This is a genomic window from Rhodoferax sp. GW822-FHT04A08 (assembly GCF_058801025.1).
In genome coordinates this window covers 493,792-509,090 of record NZ_JBXAMW010000003.1, presented here as the reverse complement: position 1 = coordinate 509,090, position 15,299 = coordinate 493,792, and the positions used below count along the sequence as shown (strand labels likewise).

Sequence of the window (15,299 nt, the reverse complement as noted above, 5' to 3'; positions counted from 1 at the left end):
CTAAACTACAAAACACCTGCTGGTCGATTCAGCCAACTTGTTGCATCGACCGGTTGAATCCGCCCGGCATAACTGCAATTGGCCAGCCAAATTGAAAACCAGTCTTTTCAAATGCTAACTTCTCGCACAAATGGACCAATGCACGTATCGAGATCCTCAGCCTCGCACATCAGGAATTTCACACCAGAAGGATGCAGGCGAATGTAGTTCGTTGCAACATGTCCCACCTCCATGAGCTCCCCCATGCAGTCGGGCTTGCCGTTGTCCTTGACGATCTTGTCGACCCACTTGTAAAACCCTTTGACACTTGGCCGCACCGACATCACAAACTCGGACTCCGCTTGCTGCGATCCGCTGGTAACGTACGTGGTGCCATCAGCACGAACACTGTAAATCTCGTGGCAATTGGTACCTGGAACATCGATGCGCCAGCTTCCGACTAGCGGATGATCAGCTGGAATTGGAGTCTTCACAACGGCCTGTGACCACGCCGAGCTAGCCAAAAACAATGCAATGGCGGACATAAAGAAAGCAGTCAAGGCGCGCAATTTGAATCCCTAGTTGTTCAGGTATGCGAAAATTTTCACCCATGCACTGAACTCACACCATCCTCCACTTGGGGGAAATTGTTCCATGTTTAGATGCCCTTCACGCCGCCGAGGTCTGCGTCCCCCGCACCAACGGCAACGTCACCGTAAACAGCGCCCCACCTTGCGGCAAATTCTCTGCACTGAGCTTGCCCCCGTGCTGCTCCACGATGCCGTAGCTGATGGACAGCCCCAGGCCCGTGCCTTTGCCCACGCTCTTGGTGGTGAAGAACGGGTCGAAGATATGCGGCAGGTGTTCGGGCGCAATGCCGCTGCCGTTGTCGGCAAAGGTGATGTGCACCAGCTCGCCATCGCTGTGCATGTGGATGCCGAGCTGGGCGGGTTTGCCACTGCCAGGGGCGCAGGCGTCATACGCGTTCTGGATCAGGTTCATCATCACCTGTAGCAGTTGCCCGGCGTTACCGTGCACATGGCAGTCTTCCCGCTGCTCCCACTGGATATCGAACTGCGGCGCTGTGCCTTTCTTGACCCAGTGGATGGCGCGCTCCACTACGTTGCCCACTTCCACCAGCGTGACCTCTTCGGCCGATCCGGTGGAGAAGCGCTTGAGGCCGTTGACGATGTCGGTGGTGCGTTGTGCGCCCTCGATGGTGCCTTCCATCAGCGAGGGCAGGTCCTGCATCAGGTGGTCTATGCGCAGGTCCTTGCGCAGCTCCTGCACTTCCGGCGGCAGTTCCAGTTCGTGGACGGCTTCCAGGTAGCGCCCCAGGCGGTTGCCGTAGCGCTGCAGCACATGCACATTGCTGAGCACAAAGCTGATGGGGTTGTTGAGTTCATGTGCCACTCCCGCCACCAGCCGGCCCAGCGAGGCCATCTTGGCTGAGTGCATGAGCTGCTGCTGCGCGCGCTTGAGCGCCTCGTGCACTTCGCGCAGCTGGTGGTAGGCGCGCTTGAGTTCACCCAGCGGGCGGCCCACCATCACATGGCCCATCACCTGGCCGCTGCTGCTGTAACGCGGCGTGCAGTTCATGTCCACCGGCACCATCTGGTTGTGCGCATCGCGCAGGTTGATCTCCACCGTGGCGCCTTCGGTGGAGCCGGTGCGGCTGGTGCATTCGCGCCAGCGCGCAGCGCTGGTCTCGTCACCCAGCAGTTGCAGCACCGATGTGCCGCGCAGGCTCTCGTCGCTGCGGCCCACCAGGCGGCAGAAGGCGGCGTTGGTCTCTTCGATCAGGCCGTCCTGGTTGCAGGCAATCAGCACGTCGCTCATGGCGGTGAGCAGGCTCATGATGAACTGCTGCGACTGCTCCAGCTTGGCGTTCTTGCTCTCCAGCTCGATTTCATCGGCCACCAGCTTGGAATAGACCTCGTCCATCTTCTGGATCACGTCCAGCCAGGTGGCCTCGTCCACACCCTCCAGTTCGGCACTGCGGGTGTCCATGAAGGGCGGCGGCACGGAGGTGGACATGGTCTGCAAAGTTTAGTGAACCGTGCACACCATGCAAGGGTCAAACGATCGCACGATGTGTTGCACCGCCACCGGCGTGGTTTCACCCTCCAGCACCGGCGCGCCCACCAGTGCCTGCTCCAGTGCGCCGGGCGTGCCCGTCGCATCGCGCGGCGAGAAGTTCCAGGTGGTGGGGGCCACGATCTGGTAGCTGGCAATGCGCCCGCCTTGCACCGTCATCCAGTGGCCCAGGCTGCCGCGTGCGGCTTCGCTCAGGCCCACACCAGTGCCTTCGTTCGGCAACTGTGCGGGCACGCAAAACGCCTCGCCCGGGCGCAGCTGCATCAACCACTGCTCCATCAGCGGCACCACCCTGGCCAGCTCCAGAAGGCGTGCCACCACGCGGGTGAACACGGTGCCGCCGTAGCTGCCCACCAGTTCGCGGATAAGCGGGTGGTCGCTGGCGAGCTGGCGCGCAATCGCACCGGTCTCCAGCACTTCGCCATCCAGGCGTGGCGCCTTGTTCCAGGTGTAGGCCGCGGGCTTGTCCGGCTCGGGCTGGGTGATGCCCTGCATGGGGTGGCGCGGGCCGCCGCTGTCGGACAGCCAGGCGTGGGTAGCGTCTTCGCGTATGGCCTGTGGGTCCACTGCGTTCAGGGTCTGCGTGGCCGCATGCCACACGCCCGGCGCGAAGGCAAAGCCTGCACCGGGTTGCGGATAAGCGCCGTAGCTCAGGTAGCGGCCCGGGCCTGGGCCCAGGTGGCGTAGCCCGGTGTCCTGCGCCAGCGTGAGGAACATGCGCAGGTCGCCCTTGAGCGGGTCCTCTGCCAGCCAGCGCAGCAGGGCGGCTTCGCTGTCCAGGCTGCTGATGAATTCCAGCGGCGCGGCAAACAGCTGCGACTCCAGAAAGCCACGGAACTCGCGCACCTTGGCCAACAGGCGTATGCGCTCGGCGGCATCGATGGCGCGGGTGGAGCCCCCCGGCTCAATGCACTGGGTGTGCGGCCACTTGCCCGCCAGCGTGCCCAGAAGAGTGAACCAGCGCTGGCGCGCAGCCGTAGCGGCGCGGGTCTGGCTGCCGGTCTGCGGCGCAAAGCGGGCCACCGCTTCAACATGCCAGGCATGCCGCGCATAGCTGGCGTGGGTGAAGTCTGGTATGAAGAACACATAGAAGTGCATCAGGTGGTCTGCCAGGTTCTCGGTGGCCAGAATGAAGTTGGTCACGATCTGCCCGTTGGGTGGCACTTCGATGCCGCCCAGGTCCGCCAGCGCACGCGCCGACGCCACCGACTGCGACACCGAGCAGATGCCGCAGATGCGCGGCACGAACACCAGCGTGTCGTGCGGCTTCTTGTCTTGCAGGATCTGCTCGAAGCCGCGGTACATGGTGGAGTTCACATGCGCGCTGGCCACGCGGCCCTCCTGCACATCCAGTGTGACTTCTAGATCGCCTTCGACGCGATTGAACGGACCGACCAGCAAACGGGGCATGGGCTCTCTACTTCAGGGTGGTTTTGCGCGCGACCGGCTTGACCACCAGGTGGTCGGCCACGGCATTGACTTTGACGCGCTTGGGTGTAGCGGACTTGGACAGCGATGCCAGCGCCACAAACCAGGCCTTGGGCATGTCTGTGGGCAGGCCGATGGGAATGCCGGCGAACTTGGGCGTCTCATGGAACGGGTGGCCGGGTTCCTGAAAGCCCGGCTCGGTACAGGCAATGCAGGCATAGCCCGCGCGGGTGCACGAGCCTTCGCCGTTCCATAGCCGCGTGTTGCAGTCGGCGTGCACCTGCGTGCCCTTGCAGCCCATGTGCTCCATCATGCAGCCCAGGTCGGAAGGCTTCTCGGCGCTGGCCTTGTATTCGTAATACTCGTTGCGGGTGCAGCCGTGGTGCACCAGCTGGTCGGCATAAAAGCGGGGCCGACCCAGACTGTCCAGATCGGCTTCGGTAAAGCCATTGGCGGCCAGCGCCATCAGGCTGTCGAGCACCCAGCTGGGGTGGGTCGGGCACCCCGCGATGTTGATCACCGGCAGGCCGCTGCGCGAGCGGAATGCGGCACCCAGCAAACCGCCGGGCGTGGCGTCCAGGTACTGCAGGCCGCAGGCATCGGTGAGGTTGTCGCCCGCTGCGGTAACACCGCCCCAGGCTGCGCAACTGCCCACGGCAACCACATTGCGTGCCTGCGCGGCGAGCTGCTGCACCCAGTGTGTCATGGGCAGGCCCGTGCCAGCCAGCATGTGGAAGCGCCCGGTGCCATGCGGGCCGCGCAAAAGCGCGCCTTCGATGCACAGCGCATCCAGGCGCAGCTGCCCGTCCACGATGGCCTGCAGCATGTCCACCAGCTCGCGCCCGCTCTGCAGCGAGATAGACGGGTGCCACAGCAGGTTGATGCCAGCTTGCCGCAGTTGGCCATGGAAGTCGGTGGTGTCGGCGCACAGCAGCGACATGCTGCAGCCGCCGCAGCCGCCGGACTGCAGCCACAGCACATTGAACGCGGGCGCTGGGCCGCTCATGCCTTGTCCTCCAGACCGAAGCGCTGCATCTTGCCGCGCAAGCCCACGCGCGAGAGGCCCAGCTCGGCCGCGGCGCGGCTCTTGTTGCCGCGGTGGCGCGCCAGGGTTTCGCGCAGCACCATGACTTCGATGGCGTCCAGACGTTCGGCCAGTGTGCCGCTGTGCGGCAGGTTCTGCGCCGGGCCGTGTGCCACGGCGGCATGTGCGCCTTGCAAATGGGCCAGCAGCACGCGTGACGAGAAGCCGGTGGGTTCCAGGCTGTCGCCCTCACTGAGTGCGATGGCGCGGGCGATTTCGTTGCGCAGTTCGCGCGTGTTGCCGGGCCAGCGGTATTGCCTGAGCACGTCCAGCGCAGCCGCGCTCAGGCGCATATGCGGGCGGCCCAGTTCCAGGCCCACCTCCTGCACCAGGCGGCGCGCAATCGGCTCAATATCGCCAATGCGTTCGCGCAGCGGCGGCAGCGTGATGGTGATGCCGGCCAGGCGGTAATACAGGTCTTCACGGAACAGGCCTTCCCGCACGCGCTGCTCCAGGTCGCGGTGGGTGGCGGCAATTACCCGCACATCCACCGGCACCGAATGCACCGAGCCCACCGGGCGCACCTCGCGCTCCTGCAGCACGCGCAGCAGCCGCACCTGGAACGCGGGCGAGGTCTCGCCGATTTCATCCAGGAACACGGTGCCACCGTTGGCGCGCTGGAACAGGCCCTGGTGGTCTTCATACGCGCCGGTGAAGGCGCCGCGCTTGTGGCCGAACAGCTCGGATTCCAGCAGCGCGTCCGGCATGGCGGCGCAGTTTTCCACCGCAAAGGTTCCACTGGCGCGCGGGCTTGCGTAGTGCACGGCACGGGCCAGCAGTTCCTTGCCGGTACCCGACTCGCCCAGCACCAGCAGGCTCAGGTCATAGCGCGCCACGCGCTGCGCCATGTCGCAGGCGGCGTTGAGTGGGCTGTCGGGCGCGCGTTCGATGCGGTCAAAGTTGAAGGTGGCTTTGGCCTTGGTCAGCTTGCCGGCGGCGCGCTGGCGCAGCACCGGTGTGCTGGTGCGCAGCTCCAGATGCAGGCGGTCGGTGTCGCGTTGCAGCGCCAGCGCCTCCACCGCATTGCGCACCGAAGCCAGCAGGTGGTCGGGCACCCAGGGCTTGAGGATGTACTGGTAGATGCCGGCCTCGTTGATGCCGGCCACGATGTCCTGCGAATCGGTGTAGCCGGAGATGACGATGCGCACCACGTCCGGCCAGCGCTCGCGTACTTCCTTCAGAAAGTCCACACCCGACTGCCCCGGCATGCGCTGGTCGCACAGCACCACGCTGATGGTGTTGTTCTCCAGACAGGTGCGTGCTTCGGCTGCGTCGCTGGCGGTGTGGATGGTGAACTCTTCCTCCAGCGTGCGGCGCATGGCCTCTTGCGAGCGCACCTCGTCGTCCACCACCAGCACTGCGGCTTTGAGACTTGGCTTAGTCATGGTTGGTACGGGGCGCGTGCGGGAAAGAAAAAGGCATGCGCCATTGTGTCAGCAGATGCGCGGCAATTGTTCGCCGCTGAGCCAGTCCACCACGCGGCGGCCGCCAAAGCGGGTGTTCATCTGCACGAAGTGGTGTTCGTCCTCGGTGACCGTGCCGATGATGGTGGCCTGTGTGCCCAAGGGGTGCTGCTGCATGGCGGCCAGCACGGCGGGGGCGGACTCGGAGCTGCAGATGGCAATCAGCTTGCCTTCGTTGGCCACGTACAGCGGGTCCAGTCCCAGCAGTTCGCAGGCGGCATCCACCTGGGCGCGCACCGGAATCGAAGCCTCTTCAAGCTGCATGCCCACGCCGGACTGCGCAGCAATCTCGTTGAGGGTGGTGGCCAGTCCGCCCCGCGTGGGGTCGCGCAGCACGCGTACGCCGCCGGGGGCGGCTGCCAGCATGGCAGCCACCAGCGTGTGCAGGGCGGCAGAGTCGGATTCAATGGTGGTCTCGAACTCCAGCGACTCGCGCTGCGATAGCACGGCCACACCATGGTCGCCTATCGTGCCCGAGAGCAGGATCACGTCACCCGCGCGCGCATTGCGGCCCGAGATGTCCACACCCAGCGGCACCACGCCCACGCCGGTGGTGCCAATGAAGACACCGTCTCCCTTGCCGCGCTCCACCACCTTGGTGTCGCCGGTGATCACGGGCACACCGGCTTCGCGTGAAGCCTTGGCCATGCTGTCCACGATGCGCTTGAGGTCAGCCAGGGCAAAGCCTTCTTCCAGAATGAAGTTGGCCGCCAGGTACAGCGGCGTGGCACCCATCATGGCCACGTCATTGATGGTGCCGTGTACGCTGAGCGAGCCCAGGTCGCCACCGGGGAAGAACAAGGGTGAGACCACATGCCCGTCGGTGGCCATCACCATGCGGCCCCCAACAGGGATGGGGAAGCTCGCGCCATCGTCACCCTGGCGCAGGTAGGGGTTGTCCAGCGCGCTGACAAACAGCTCTTCAATCAACTGCGCCGCGGCACGGCCACCGGCGCCGTGGCCCATGTCCACGCGGCCGTGTTTGATGTCCAGCGGACGCACATAGTTTTTTCTGGTCATGGCAAATGTTCAGTTGGCAGCAGTGGCAGGTTGCACGACCACTGCAATGTCCTTGAAGCGCCCGTAGGCGTAGTGCGCGGCGCAGGCCCCTTCGTTGGATACCATGCACGAGCCTACCGGGTTTTCCGGGGTGCATACGGTGCCGAAGATCTTGCAGTCGGCGGGCTTCTTCACCCCGCGCAGGATCGCGCCGCACTCACACGCCTTGTTGTCGGGAACGGGCTTGTAGGTCAGATCAAAGCGCCGCTCGGCGTCGAAGGTGGCATAGGCCGGGCGAATCTTGAGGGCGCTGTAGGGCACCTCGCCCAGGCCGCGCCACTCAAAGCTGGTGCGTAGCTCGAACACCTTGGACACCATGGCCTGGGCCTGCGCGTTGCCGTCGCGCGTCACGGCGCGGGTGAACTCGTTCTCCACCTCGTGGCGGCCACTGTTGACCTGGCGCACCAGCATCAGGATGGCCTGCATCACGTCCAGCGGTTCGAAGCCGGCAATCACCACCGGCTTGCGGTAGTCCCGCGCAAAGCCCTCGTAGGGGCGAGAGCCAATCACGATGCTCACATGCGCCGGTCCGATGAAGCCGTCCAGCGGTACGGTGCCGTACTGGCGCACCTCGGGCGACTCCAGGATGTGGGTGATGGCCGAGGGCGTGAGCACATGGCTACACAGCACGCTGAAGTTCTGCAGTTCCATGCGCTGCGCCTCCAGAATGGCCAGCGCGGTGGGCGGTGTGGTGGTCTCGAAGCCGATGGCAAAGAACACCACTTCGCGCTCGGGGTTCTGTTGGGCAATGGTCAAAGCGTCGGTGGCCGAATAGACCATGCGGATGTCGCCACCCCGCGCCTTGGCCTTGATCAGTGACAGCCCGTCGGAAGCGGGCACGCGCATGGTGTCGCCATAGGTACAGACGATCACGCCACTCTCCAGCGCCAGACGTATGGCCAAGTCGATGCGGCCAATCGGCAGCACGCACACCGGGCAGCCGGGGCCGTGCACCATGTTCACCTGCTCGGAGACCATGCCGCTGATGCCGTAGCGCGAGATGGCGTGGGTATGGCCGCCGCAAAACTCCATGAAGCTGTAGCGCTTGCCCGGCTGCACTTCGGCGGCAATGCGGTCGGCTATCTTTTGCGCGGTGGCGCCGTCGCGGAATTCGTCGATGTATTTCATGGCTGGGCCTCCTGGGCTTGGGCGTCGGCTTGCATCTGCGCCATCTCGCCGAACAGGGCCAGGGTGCGCTCGGCCTCTTCGGCGTCTATGCAACCGATGGCATGCCCCACATGGACGATGACGTAGTCGCCCACGTTCACGCCGCTGACCAGAGCGATGGAGATTTCCTTGCGGATGCCGCCCAGGTCCACCACGGCGCGATCGTGCGGGCGCAGCTCTACAAGTTTGGCAGGAATGGCTAGGCACATAGGGCAGGTTCCTTGGTGGTGGAATGGAGCTGTTGCGCGGCCACCCAGGCCTGGCCCAGGGCCAGACCAGCGTCGCCGCAGGAGTTGTGTTGGGGCCAGAGCACGCGCAGGCCCTGGGCCTGCAGTCGGGCGATGACGCGGTTTTTCAGCAACTGGTTGAAGAAGCAGCCCCCGCTCAAGCCAACGGTCTGCACCTTGCGCTGCTGCGCGGCGTGTGCGGCCCAATCGGCCAGTGCATCGGACAGTGCGAGGTGGAACCACAGTGCGGCGGCACCGGCCTGCTCGGGCGCCGTATCCAGCAAGCGAGCCAGCAGCGGGCGAATGTCGAGCTGCTGTGCATGGGTGTCTATGCCGTGTGCAACCGGTTCCACTTCATGGGCGGCTTGCCAGTCGGTGGCCAGCCGCTCCAGCGCGATGGCGGCTTCGGCCTCGTGGCTCTGGCGCAGGCTCAAGTACAGGGCGGCGGCAGCGGCGTCGAACCAGCGGCCGGTGCTGGTGGTGGGCGGGCAGTTCAGCCCGCGTTCCAGCATGCGCCGCACCGTGCTTGCTGCAGGTAGGCCTACCTGCTCGGCAAAGAAGGGTTCAATGTCGGCACCTCGTCCCAGGGCATGCAGCGCGGCAGCCGCCATGCGCCAGGGCTCGCGTGCGGCCACGTCGCCACCGGGCAGGCACAGCGGGCTCAGGTGGCCCAGGCGCTGCCAGTCTTCGGGTGTGACCCAGAGCAGTTCACCGCCCCAGGCTTGGCCGTCGGTACCCAGGCCCACGCCATCCAGTGCCAGGCCAACCACAGGTTCGTGCACACCATGTTCGGCCATCACTACAGCCACATGCGCATGGTGGTGCTGCACGGCAATGGCGGGCACTCCGAGTCGCTGGCTTAGTTGAATCGCCAGCCGGGTGCTGAAGAAATCCGGGTGCAGATCGTGCGCCACTGCGTCAATGCGGCCGCCGCTGCTCTGCACCCAGGCGTCCACGCTGGCTTGCAGGTCCTTGCAGGCCTGTGGGTCGCTCAGGTCACCGTGCACGGCCGACCACTGCACGCCCTCGGGCGACAGCAGGCAGGCGGCGTTCTTCAGCCACGCGCCGCAGGCCAGGATGGTGGAGCCGCCGGTTTGCATCAGGCGTGGGTGTGCGTGTGAGCAGCGGTGGCGGATTCGGCCAGGTCGTGCATGGCGTGGTCCAGCCAGTTGAGCCACGCGTCCATGCCCTGGCCGGTGGTGGCCGAGAGCTGCAGGATCTCGATGGTGGGGTTGACCCGGCGCGCCAGCTCGATGCAGCGCTGCACATTGAACTGCACATGCGGCAGCAGGTCGATCTTGTTGAGAACCATGAGTTGCGATGCGGCAAACATGTCAGGGTACTTGAGTGGCTTGTCTTCGCCTTCGGTGACGGAGAGGATGGCCACTTTGGCCGCCTCGCCCAGGTCCCACATGGCCGGGCACACCAGATTGCCCACGTTCTCGATGAACAGCAGGTTGTGGGCGGCATCGTGGTGGTGACTGTCGCCATGGTCATGGCCGTGTGTGTGACCGTGGTCGTGATCGTGGTCATCTGCCGCATGGCTGTGCGTATGTGCGGCATGCTGGTGCAGGCTGGCATAGGCCTGGGCCACCATGGGTGCGTCCAGGTGGCAGCCCTTGCCGGTGTTGACCTGCACGGCAGGTGCACCGGTGGCGCGAATGCGGTCGGCATCGAAGCTGGTCTGCTGGTCGCCTTCGATCACGGCTACGTGCAGTTCGGGGCGGCGCTTGCGCAGGGCTTCTATGGTGGCGCACAGCAGCGTGGTCTTGCCCGAGCCGGGGCTGGACACCAGGTTCAGCGCCGTGGTGCCGTGGGCGGCAAAGTGGTGGCGGTTGCTGGCGGCGATGCGGTTGTTCTCGCCCAGGATGTCTATCTCCAGCCTGATGGCCCGCGCCTGGCTCATGCCGGGCACCGACACGCGCGCCGCGCCCGCGCCAAAGTGCAGGTCACCCCGGGCGTCGGCCACGCCCTGGTTTTGAAGTTCAATGGTCGGGGTATCGGTCCCGGAACATCCGCAGACTACGCACATGGTGTGTTCTCCAGCATGGGTTGGTTCATCAATTCAGGCGTCTTCCACCAGCATATCCACCACACGCAGCTCGGTGCCGGCAGTGGGTTGCAACTGGTAGCTGCCGCACAAGGGACAGGCATCGCCGCGCTGCTGCAGGGCAACGCTGGCAGAGCAGGGCAGGCACCAGGCCTGGCCTGCGGGTTCGTCAATCTCGATCTGTGCGCCTTCCAGGCAGGTGCCGGGCGCAATGGCCTCCAGCGCAAAGCGCAGCGCACGCACCTCCACACCGGCCAGGGAGCCTGCTTCCAGACGTAGCTGGGTCACGCGGGCAAAGTGCTCGCGTTGGGCGGCGTTTTCGACCAGCTGCAATATGCCGCCGGCCAGACTGGCTTCATGCATGGGCATTCTCCAGGTTCAATTCATAGCTCAGACACGGGTCCCAGGCGCTGACCAGTCCATCAATATCGCGCAGCACCTCTGCGTCCACTTCCTGCGGCAAAGTGGCCAGGGCCTGCGCCACGCTGCCGCTGGCATGGAAGTTCCACTCGGTGGGCGCCAGCACGCGGCACGATTGCACGCGCTCGCCGCTGCTGTCAAGGCGCACATGATGCACCAGCAGTCCGCGCGCCATTTCCACCCACGCCAGCGCCGCCTGGGGCCCGGTCGACACGCTGCCCGTGGACAGCCATTGTGCGCCGCTGTAACCCGGTCGGTCCGGCAGTGCCAGCCGCACCAGCTCGGCCAGACGCGCGCCCAGGCGAAGCCAGGGTGTGAGCGCGCCTTCAAAAGTTTCGTGCAGGCGTGACCAACTGCCGGTTTCCGCGCAGCCTGCACGCCATAGCGGACGCAGCACAAAGCCGGGGGACTGTTCCATGCCCATGGCGAGCTGCTGAAGTTCGTCGGTGTGGGCATGCACGCGCAGCATCGCGCTGTGCGCCAGTCGGCGGTGCAGCCGGTCGCGACAACCCTGCAGCAGACGGGGCAGGGGCAAGGCGGTGTGGGCACACCAGTCCGACAGCCAGTCCGCATGCTGACGCTCCCAATGCTGCAGCCAGTGTGCAGGGTTCATGCCCAGCAGATCAGCGGCAAGCCAATGCTGCAAGGCTCCGTTCGCCGATGCGGGCAGCGCGCCGGCCTGCAACAGGGGGCTGTGGCGCAACAGCGCCTGCATGTCGCTTTGCGCATGTGCGGCTTCTACCGGCACGGCCAGTTGGCGCGGCCAGTCCAGGCAGATGCGGCGCAGGTGTTCGCGCAGCGTCTCCTGTTGCAGGGCTACAGCGTCCTGCGCCGGGTTGTCCAGCGATTCGCCGTTCGCCCTTGCCAATGCCATGCGGGCGCACAGCCGGTGCGACTCGCCACACAGGCTGTAGAGGCTGCCCAGGCGCGCGGCCAGATCATGCGCTGGCATCCCCACGGTCAGGCGACTGGCCCAGTCCCTGCGGCTGCTCTGCAAGCCGTACGGGCAAGGCCTGCCCGGCCCAATGCGCAGGCTCCCGGCCAGCTGATCCGCAGAGGTTGCGCTCATGGCGCTGCCGATCCGGCAGGACCGCTGCGGCGCGCCAGGAAGAACGCGCGCCGCGCTGGCATCTCACTGGCAGGCGGGATCACGGCAACGGCCTTGGGTTCGGGCGCAGCGGGAGCCTGTGCGACAGGTTTTGGCGCGCGCAGCGTGGACAACACGGCGTTTGCCGTGGTGACGGCGGTGTTCTGGTCGGGAAACTCGAACATGGGCGAAAACAGCGAGCACGAGGCATAGCTGCCAAACGCATCTTCATGCCCGGTAATGAAATCGAAACTGCGGTCGCCAAACACGAGCGCCTGTTGGCTTCCGGTCTGTACACGTGTTGGCCGGCGCTCCAGGGGGAAGTTCACCAGGTTCATGAACCACGGTGTGATCAGCACGCCTTGCACCTGCTCCTCGACCTGCACAAAGCCCACCGCCTGCACCCTGAGTGCCGGGTTCAGTATGGGCACACCCTGCATGCGGGTGCGCGCCACTTCCTCGAACAGGCGCACCAGAGCCTGCGTGCGTTGCTGCACACGGGCATCTGCTGCGGTGGCGCTGTGTGGGTTTGGCATGGGGCGGAGCGTTACAGGTCCTGCGATGCAGCGGGTTCGTCAGCGAGCACCATGAATTGCTCGGCATCACCGTCGCACACCGGGCAGCGCCAGTGTGCGGGCAGGTCGGCAAAGGCCGTATGCGGCGGAATCTGCCATACCGCATCGCCCTGGGCCGGGTCGTACACGTACCAGCAGATCTTGCATTCCAGCCGCGTGTGGGCAGGCAGGCCGGAGCCGTTGCCCAGAAAGCTGCCTTCGAAGCGCGGACCGCTGGAGGAAATCATGCGTGCTCCACCCACTCCAGCACTTCCTTGAGGCGGGCGCAGGAGTCTTTCAGGTCTTCGGGCGCGGCCAGTGCCACTTCGGGGATCTCGGTCACTTCCACGGTGTTGAGGATGACGGTGTCCTGCGAGTTGTAGTACACCACGCGCCAGCAGTGCGGCGTGCGGGTGTTGAGGATGCGGCAGTTGCCATAGCCGCGCGAGAGGATGAGTACGCGCCCGGTACCCAAGTGGTGGTCCAGAAAGCCGATGTCTTCATCTGACATGGGCAGCAGCGTGAGGTTGATGACGTGTGCGGGCAGTCCCAGGCGCCAGTGGCTCCACTGGTCTTCCAGCTCGGCCAGCAAGGAGGGCGCGTTGTACACATTGGGCGGCAGCTCGCCCTGCCAGCGCGGGATGTGCTCCCACAAATCCTGTTTGGCGGCCTGCACCAGCATGGCGGGAATGGCGCCCAGCTCCAGCGCATCGGACACCACCACACCGTCCACCGACTGGATCACACGCCAGACGCCGGCAAAGACCGACTCCTGCACATTCATCTCGGGCATGTCGGGCCCCGCAGCCTTGACGATGGCGCTGACTTCGCCTTCGCCCAGCACCTGGTTGATCAGGGTACGGTCCTCCTGCGAGAGGTGGTTGAGGTCGATGACGCGGTTGCCGGCGCCTTCGCAGACGGCGCCCAGCTCGGCCAGTGCGGCCCGCAGCGCATTGTGGGCACCGACGCGGGCGGCGATTTCTTCGGGTTCGGGCAGCGAGGGCGCAGTGAACGTGTCCATACCCTGGGGCATGGACATGTATTCCAGGGTGTCTTCTTCAAGCTGGCTGCCAGGGCCTACGCCAACCACGGGGACGGGAAATTCTTTCATGGGATGTTGCCTTGGTGGTGGGTGGAATCAGTGGCAGGACGAGGCGGCATTGCCGTTCACCACCGGGATGCCGATGGTGGGTGCACGCGAGGGGGCCTGCGCCAGAGCGGTTTGCATCTCGCGCACAAAGTCTTCCCAGTCGTGCATGCCGCTGAGCGTGGTGACGTACTGGCCATCGCGCAGAAACATCAGCGTGGGCCAGCGCTGCGAGCCGTAGCGCCGGGCCAGGGCGGCCTCGTTGTCACGCTGCACGGCACCGATGCGGAAATTCTGCTTCAGCGCGCTGCGCAGTTCGGGCAACACCACAGCCACATCCAGGCCCATGGGGAACTGCACCGGGTCGCCCGCAAACAGCACCACGCAGTCACCACCTTGGGCCGACCATTCGGCGATGTTGGTCTCGTCCACCCAGGTGCCGCCATGGTGGGTGACCAGGCGCTCGATCAGTGGCGAGGTGGCGCTCGCGCTCGGTGGCGCTTGCACCGGCAGGCTTACCACGGTGCTGACTTCGTGGGTGGGGGTGGTCTCTGTGCTCATGCGGTCTCCTGCGGTGTGTTGTGGGTGGCGCCGGCCAGCGCGTTGAGTTGTTGCTGGCTCATGGCCGAGGGCAGTACAAAGCCCGGGTCCATGTCGAAGCTCTGGCCGTCCATGGCGGCCTGCACCATGTCCAGCGTGGTGTTGACTTCCTCGGCCCGCGCGGCACTGATGCGTTCGCGGGCACTGTCCATGAAGACCAGCACCCAGTCACCTGGCGCGGCCGCATCGATCAATGCGGTGTTGACGCGGCGCTGCTCGCCACGGCCCAGGCAGATGGCGTAGCCGGGTTCGGTCCTGAGGACCTGCATGGGGACTCCGATACACATGGCGGTCTCCTTCAGGTCGGGTCGGCAGAGGGAAAGAAGCGCTGGTCGCCAATGCGGCTGACCAGTTCACGCGGTGGGCGATTGGCCTCATAGGCCTGCAGGTCCAGCTGTGCAAAGGTCACGGCCTCGCGCTCGGTCAAGGGCGTGGTGCGGGGCACCGGGCGTGCACCCCACTGGCGCAGGGTTTGCACGCCCAGGGCCAGCGCGTCTTCCATGGCATCCTTGACGCGCGGGCGCAGGCTGCCGCCGTAGTCGTCCAGCTCCTCGGGCTGGCAGCCTATGAGCTGCACTTCATGCGGATATTTTTCGGTCAGCAGGGCCAGCATCAGCACTTCCTGAAAGCCAGTCTGGTGCAGACTCATTTTCTTGGCGCCCATGAAGCGGGGTACGTCCTCGTTGTTCACCACCTTGAGGGTGCCGGGCACCAGACCGTAGTCGATGGCGTCGAAGATCAGCAGGCGGGTGGCGTCCTGCACATGCTGCACCAGGTACAGGCCTTGAGTGCCGCCGTCCATGAGGGTGACGTGGTCGGCAAATTCATAGCGGCTTTGCAGCGCTTCGATGCAGCGCACACCAAAGCCTTCGTCGGCCCACAGCACGTTGCCAATACCCATGACGCAAATGGTTTCGGTGCCTTGGGTTCCAGACGGGTTGTCACCACCCTGGTGACAGGTGGAAGTGGGCGAATCGGTGCGCATGGGTGTGTGTTC

18 protein-coding genes are annotated in these 15,299 nt (G+C 65.3%); all 18 read right to left on the bottom strand.

All coding sequences use genetic code 11. The features are described 5' to 3' along the window. Positions 1-107 precede the first annotated feature (107 nt). The gene (locus tag AC1RMF_RS09635) at positions 108-548 is read right to left on the bottom strand and encodes a hypothetical protein (RefSeq protein WP_493141277.1); all 441 of its coding nucleotides are present in this window, start codon (positions 546-548) and stop codon (positions 108-110) included. Between the two features lie 100 nt (positions 549-648). Further along, positions 649-2,016: a PAS domain-containing sensor histidine kinase gene (locus tag AC1RMF_RS09630; protein ID WP_493141276.1), complete on the bottom strand. Its 1,368-nt coding sequence runs from the start codon at positions 2,014-2,016 to the stop codon at positions 649-651. 12 nt (positions 2,017-2,028) lie between these two features. Then, complete coding sequence (locus tag AC1RMF_RS09625; RefSeq protein WP_493141275.1) at positions 2,029-3,486, bottom strand: nickel-dependent hydrogenase large subunit; 1,458 nt, start codon at positions 3,484-3,486, stop codon at positions 2,029-2,031. A gap of 7 nt (positions 3,487-3,493) precedes the next feature. Beyond that, positions 3,494-4,510 (bottom strand): NADH-quinone oxidoreductase subunit B family protein, encoded by a 1,017-nt coding sequence (locus AC1RMF_RS09620; RefSeq protein WP_493141274.1) that lies wholly within the window; start codon positions 4,508-4,510, stop codon positions 3,494-3,496. Then, positions 4,507-5,973: a sigma-54-dependent transcriptional regulator gene (locus AC1RMF_RS09615; RefSeq protein WP_493141273.1), complete on the bottom strand. Its 1,467-nt coding sequence runs from the start codon at positions 5,971-5,973 to the stop codon at positions 4,507-4,509. The genes AC1RMF_RS09620 and AC1RMF_RS09615 overlap by 4 nt, the downstream gene beginning before the upstream one ends. A 48-nt stretch (positions 5,974-6,021) precedes the next feature. Beyond that, positions 6,022-7,071, bottom strand: a complete 1,050-nt coding sequence (hypE, locus tag AC1RMF_RS09610) for a hydrogenase expression/formation protein HypE (protein WP_493141272.1) — start codon at positions 7,069-7,071, stop codon at positions 6,022-6,024. Positions 7,072-7,080: 9 nt separating this feature from the next. Next, the gene (gene hypD, locus AC1RMF_RS09605; RefSeq protein ID WP_493141271.1) at positions 7,081-8,238 is read right to left on the bottom strand and encodes a hydrogenase formation protein HypD; all 1,158 of its coding nucleotides are present in this window, start codon (positions 8,236-8,238) and stop codon (positions 7,081-7,083) included. Further along, positions 8,235-8,486 carry a HypC/HybG/HupF family hydrogenase formation chaperone gene (locus AC1RMF_RS09600; RefSeq protein WP_342616675.1) on the bottom strand — a complete coding sequence of 84 codons (252 nt, stop codon included), beginning with the start codon at positions 8,484-8,486 and terminating at the stop codon, positions 8,235-8,237. Before AC1RMF_RS09600 ends, hypD begins: the two co-directional genes overlap by 4 nt. After that, complete coding sequence (locus AC1RMF_RS09595; protein ID WP_493141270.1) at positions 8,477-9,604, bottom strand: Kae1-like domain-containing protein; 1,128 nt, start codon at positions 9,602-9,604, stop codon at positions 8,477-8,479. The genes AC1RMF_RS09600 and AC1RMF_RS09595 overlap by 10 nt, the downstream gene beginning before the upstream one ends. Beyond that, positions 9,604-10,536 carry a hydrogenase nickel incorporation protein HypB gene (hypB, locus tag AC1RMF_RS09590; protein WP_493141269.1) on the bottom strand — a complete coding sequence of 311 codons (933 nt, stop codon included), beginning with the start codon at positions 10,534-10,536 and terminating at the stop codon, positions 9,604-9,606. Before hypB ends, AC1RMF_RS09595 begins: the two co-directional genes overlap by 1 nt. A gap of 33 nt (positions 10,537-10,569) precedes the next feature. Then, positions 10,570-10,917, bottom strand: a complete 348-nt coding sequence (locus AC1RMF_RS09585; protein ID WP_342616678.1) for a hydrogenase maturation nickel metallochaperone HypA/HybF — start codon at positions 10,915-10,917, stop codon at positions 10,570-10,572. Further along, positions 10,910-12,043, bottom strand: coding sequence for a hypothetical protein (locus tag AC1RMF_RS09580; RefSeq protein ID WP_493141268.1), 1,134 nt, complete (start codon positions 12,041-12,043; stop codon positions 10,910-10,912). The genes AC1RMF_RS09585 and AC1RMF_RS09580 overlap by 8 nt, the downstream gene beginning before the upstream one ends. Next, the gene (hybE, locus tag AC1RMF_RS09575; protein WP_493141267.1) at positions 12,040-12,597 is read right to left on the bottom strand and encodes a [NiFe]-hydrogenase assembly chaperone HybE; all 558 of its coding nucleotides are present in this window, start codon (positions 12,595-12,597) and stop codon (positions 12,040-12,042) included. The genes AC1RMF_RS09580 and hybE overlap by 4 nt, the downstream gene beginning before the upstream one ends. Positions 12,598-12,608: 11 nt before the next feature. Further along, complete coding sequence (locus AC1RMF_RS09570; RefSeq protein WP_493141266.1) at positions 12,609-12,863, bottom strand: rubredoxin; 255 nt, start codon at positions 12,861-12,863, stop codon at positions 12,609-12,611. Then, positions 12,860-13,726: a hydrogenase expression/formation protein gene (locus AC1RMF_RS09565; protein ID WP_493141265.1), complete on the bottom strand. Its 867-nt coding sequence runs from the start codon at positions 13,724-13,726 to the stop codon at positions 12,860-12,862. Before AC1RMF_RS09565 ends, AC1RMF_RS09570 begins: the two co-directional genes overlap by 4 nt. A gap of 27 nt (positions 13,727-13,753) precedes the next feature. Next, entirely contained in the window at positions 13,754-14,263 is a 510-nt protein-coding gene (locus tag AC1RMF_RS09560; protein WP_493141264.1) for a thioredoxin domain-containing protein, read from the bottom strand. Then, positions 14,260-14,589 carry a HypC/HybG/HupF family hydrogenase formation chaperone gene (locus tag AC1RMF_RS09555; protein WP_493141263.1) on the bottom strand — a complete coding sequence of 110 codons (330 nt, stop codon included), beginning with the start codon at positions 14,587-14,589 and terminating at the stop codon, positions 14,260-14,262. Before AC1RMF_RS09555 ends, AC1RMF_RS09560 begins: the two co-directional genes overlap by 4 nt. Positions 14,590-14,600: 11 nt before the next feature. Further along, positions 14,601-15,287, bottom strand: a complete 687-nt coding sequence (locus AC1RMF_RS09550; RefSeq protein WP_493141262.1) for a HyaD/HybD family hydrogenase maturation endopeptidase — start codon at positions 15,285-15,287, stop codon at positions 14,601-14,603. Positions 15,288-15,299 lie beyond the last annotated feature (12 nt).

Bases quoted from the DNA above. Each gene is read 5' to 3' on its own strand.
- AC1RMF_RS09560 (WP_493141264.1), bottom strand. From the start codon at position 14,263: ATGAGCACAGAGACCACCCCCACCCACGAAGTCAGCACCGTGGTAAGC.
- AC1RMF_RS09615 (WP_493141273.1), bottom strand. From the start codon at position 5,973: ATGACTAAGCCAAGTCTCAAAGCCGCAGTGCTGGTGGTGGACGACGAG.
- hybE (WP_493141267.1), bottom strand. From the start codon at position 12,597: ATGCCAAACCCACACAGCGCCACCGCAGCAGATGCCCGTGTGCAGCAA.
- hypB (WP_493141269.1), bottom strand. From the start codon at position 10,536: ATGTGCGTAGTCTGCGGATGTTCCGGGACCGATACCCCGACCATTGAA.
- AC1RMF_RS09585 (WP_342616678.1), bottom strand. From the start codon at position 10,917: ATGCATGAAGCCAGTCTGGCCGGCGGCATATTGCAGCTGGTCGAAAAC.
- AC1RMF_RS09630 (WP_493141276.1), bottom strand. From the start codon at position 2,016: ATGTCCACCTCCGTGCCGCCGCCCTTCATGGACACCCGCAGTGCCGAA.
- hypD (WP_493141271.1), bottom strand. From the start codon at position 8,238: ATGAAATACATCGACGAATTCCGCGACGGCGCCACCGCGCAAAAGATA.
- AC1RMF_RS09555 (WP_493141263.1), bottom strand. From the start codon at position 14,589: ATGTGTATCGGAGTCCCCATGCAGGTCCTCAGGACCGAACCCGGCTAC.
- AC1RMF_RS09570 (WP_493141266.1), bottom strand. From the start codon at position 12,863: ATGATTTCCTCCAGCGGTCCGCGCTTCGAAGGCAGCTTTCTGGGCAAC.
- hypE (WP_493141272.1), bottom strand. From the start codon at position 7,071: ATGACCAGAAAAAACTATGTGCGTCCGCTGGACATCAAACACGGCCGC.
- AC1RMF_RS09580 (WP_493141268.1), bottom strand. From the start codon at position 12,043: ATGAGCGCAACCTCTGCGGATCAGCTGGCCGGGAGCCTGCGCATTGGG.
- AC1RMF_RS09625 (WP_493141275.1), bottom strand. From the start codon at position 3,486: ATGCCCCGTTTGCTGGTCGGTCCGTTCAATCGCGTCGAAGGCGATCTA.
- AC1RMF_RS09595 (WP_493141270.1), bottom strand. From the start codon at position 9,604: ATGCAAACCGGCGGCTCCACCATCCTGGCCTGCGGCGCGTGGCTGAAG.
- AC1RMF_RS09565 (WP_493141265.1), bottom strand. From the start codon at position 13,726: ATGAAAGAATTTCCCGTCCCCGTGGTTGGCGTAGGCCCTGGCAGCCAG.
- AC1RMF_RS09600 (WP_342616675.1), bottom strand. From the start codon at position 8,486: ATGTGCCTAGCCATTCCTGCCAAACTTGTAGAGCTGCGCCCGCACGAT.
- AC1RMF_RS09550 (WP_493141262.1), bottom strand. From the start codon at position 15,287: ATGCGCACCGATTCGCCCACTTCCACCTGTCACCAGGGTGGTGACAAC.
- AC1RMF_RS09620 (WP_493141274.1), bottom strand. From the start codon at position 4,510: ATGAGCGGCCCAGCGCCCGCGTTCAATGTGCTGTGGCTGCAGTCCGGC.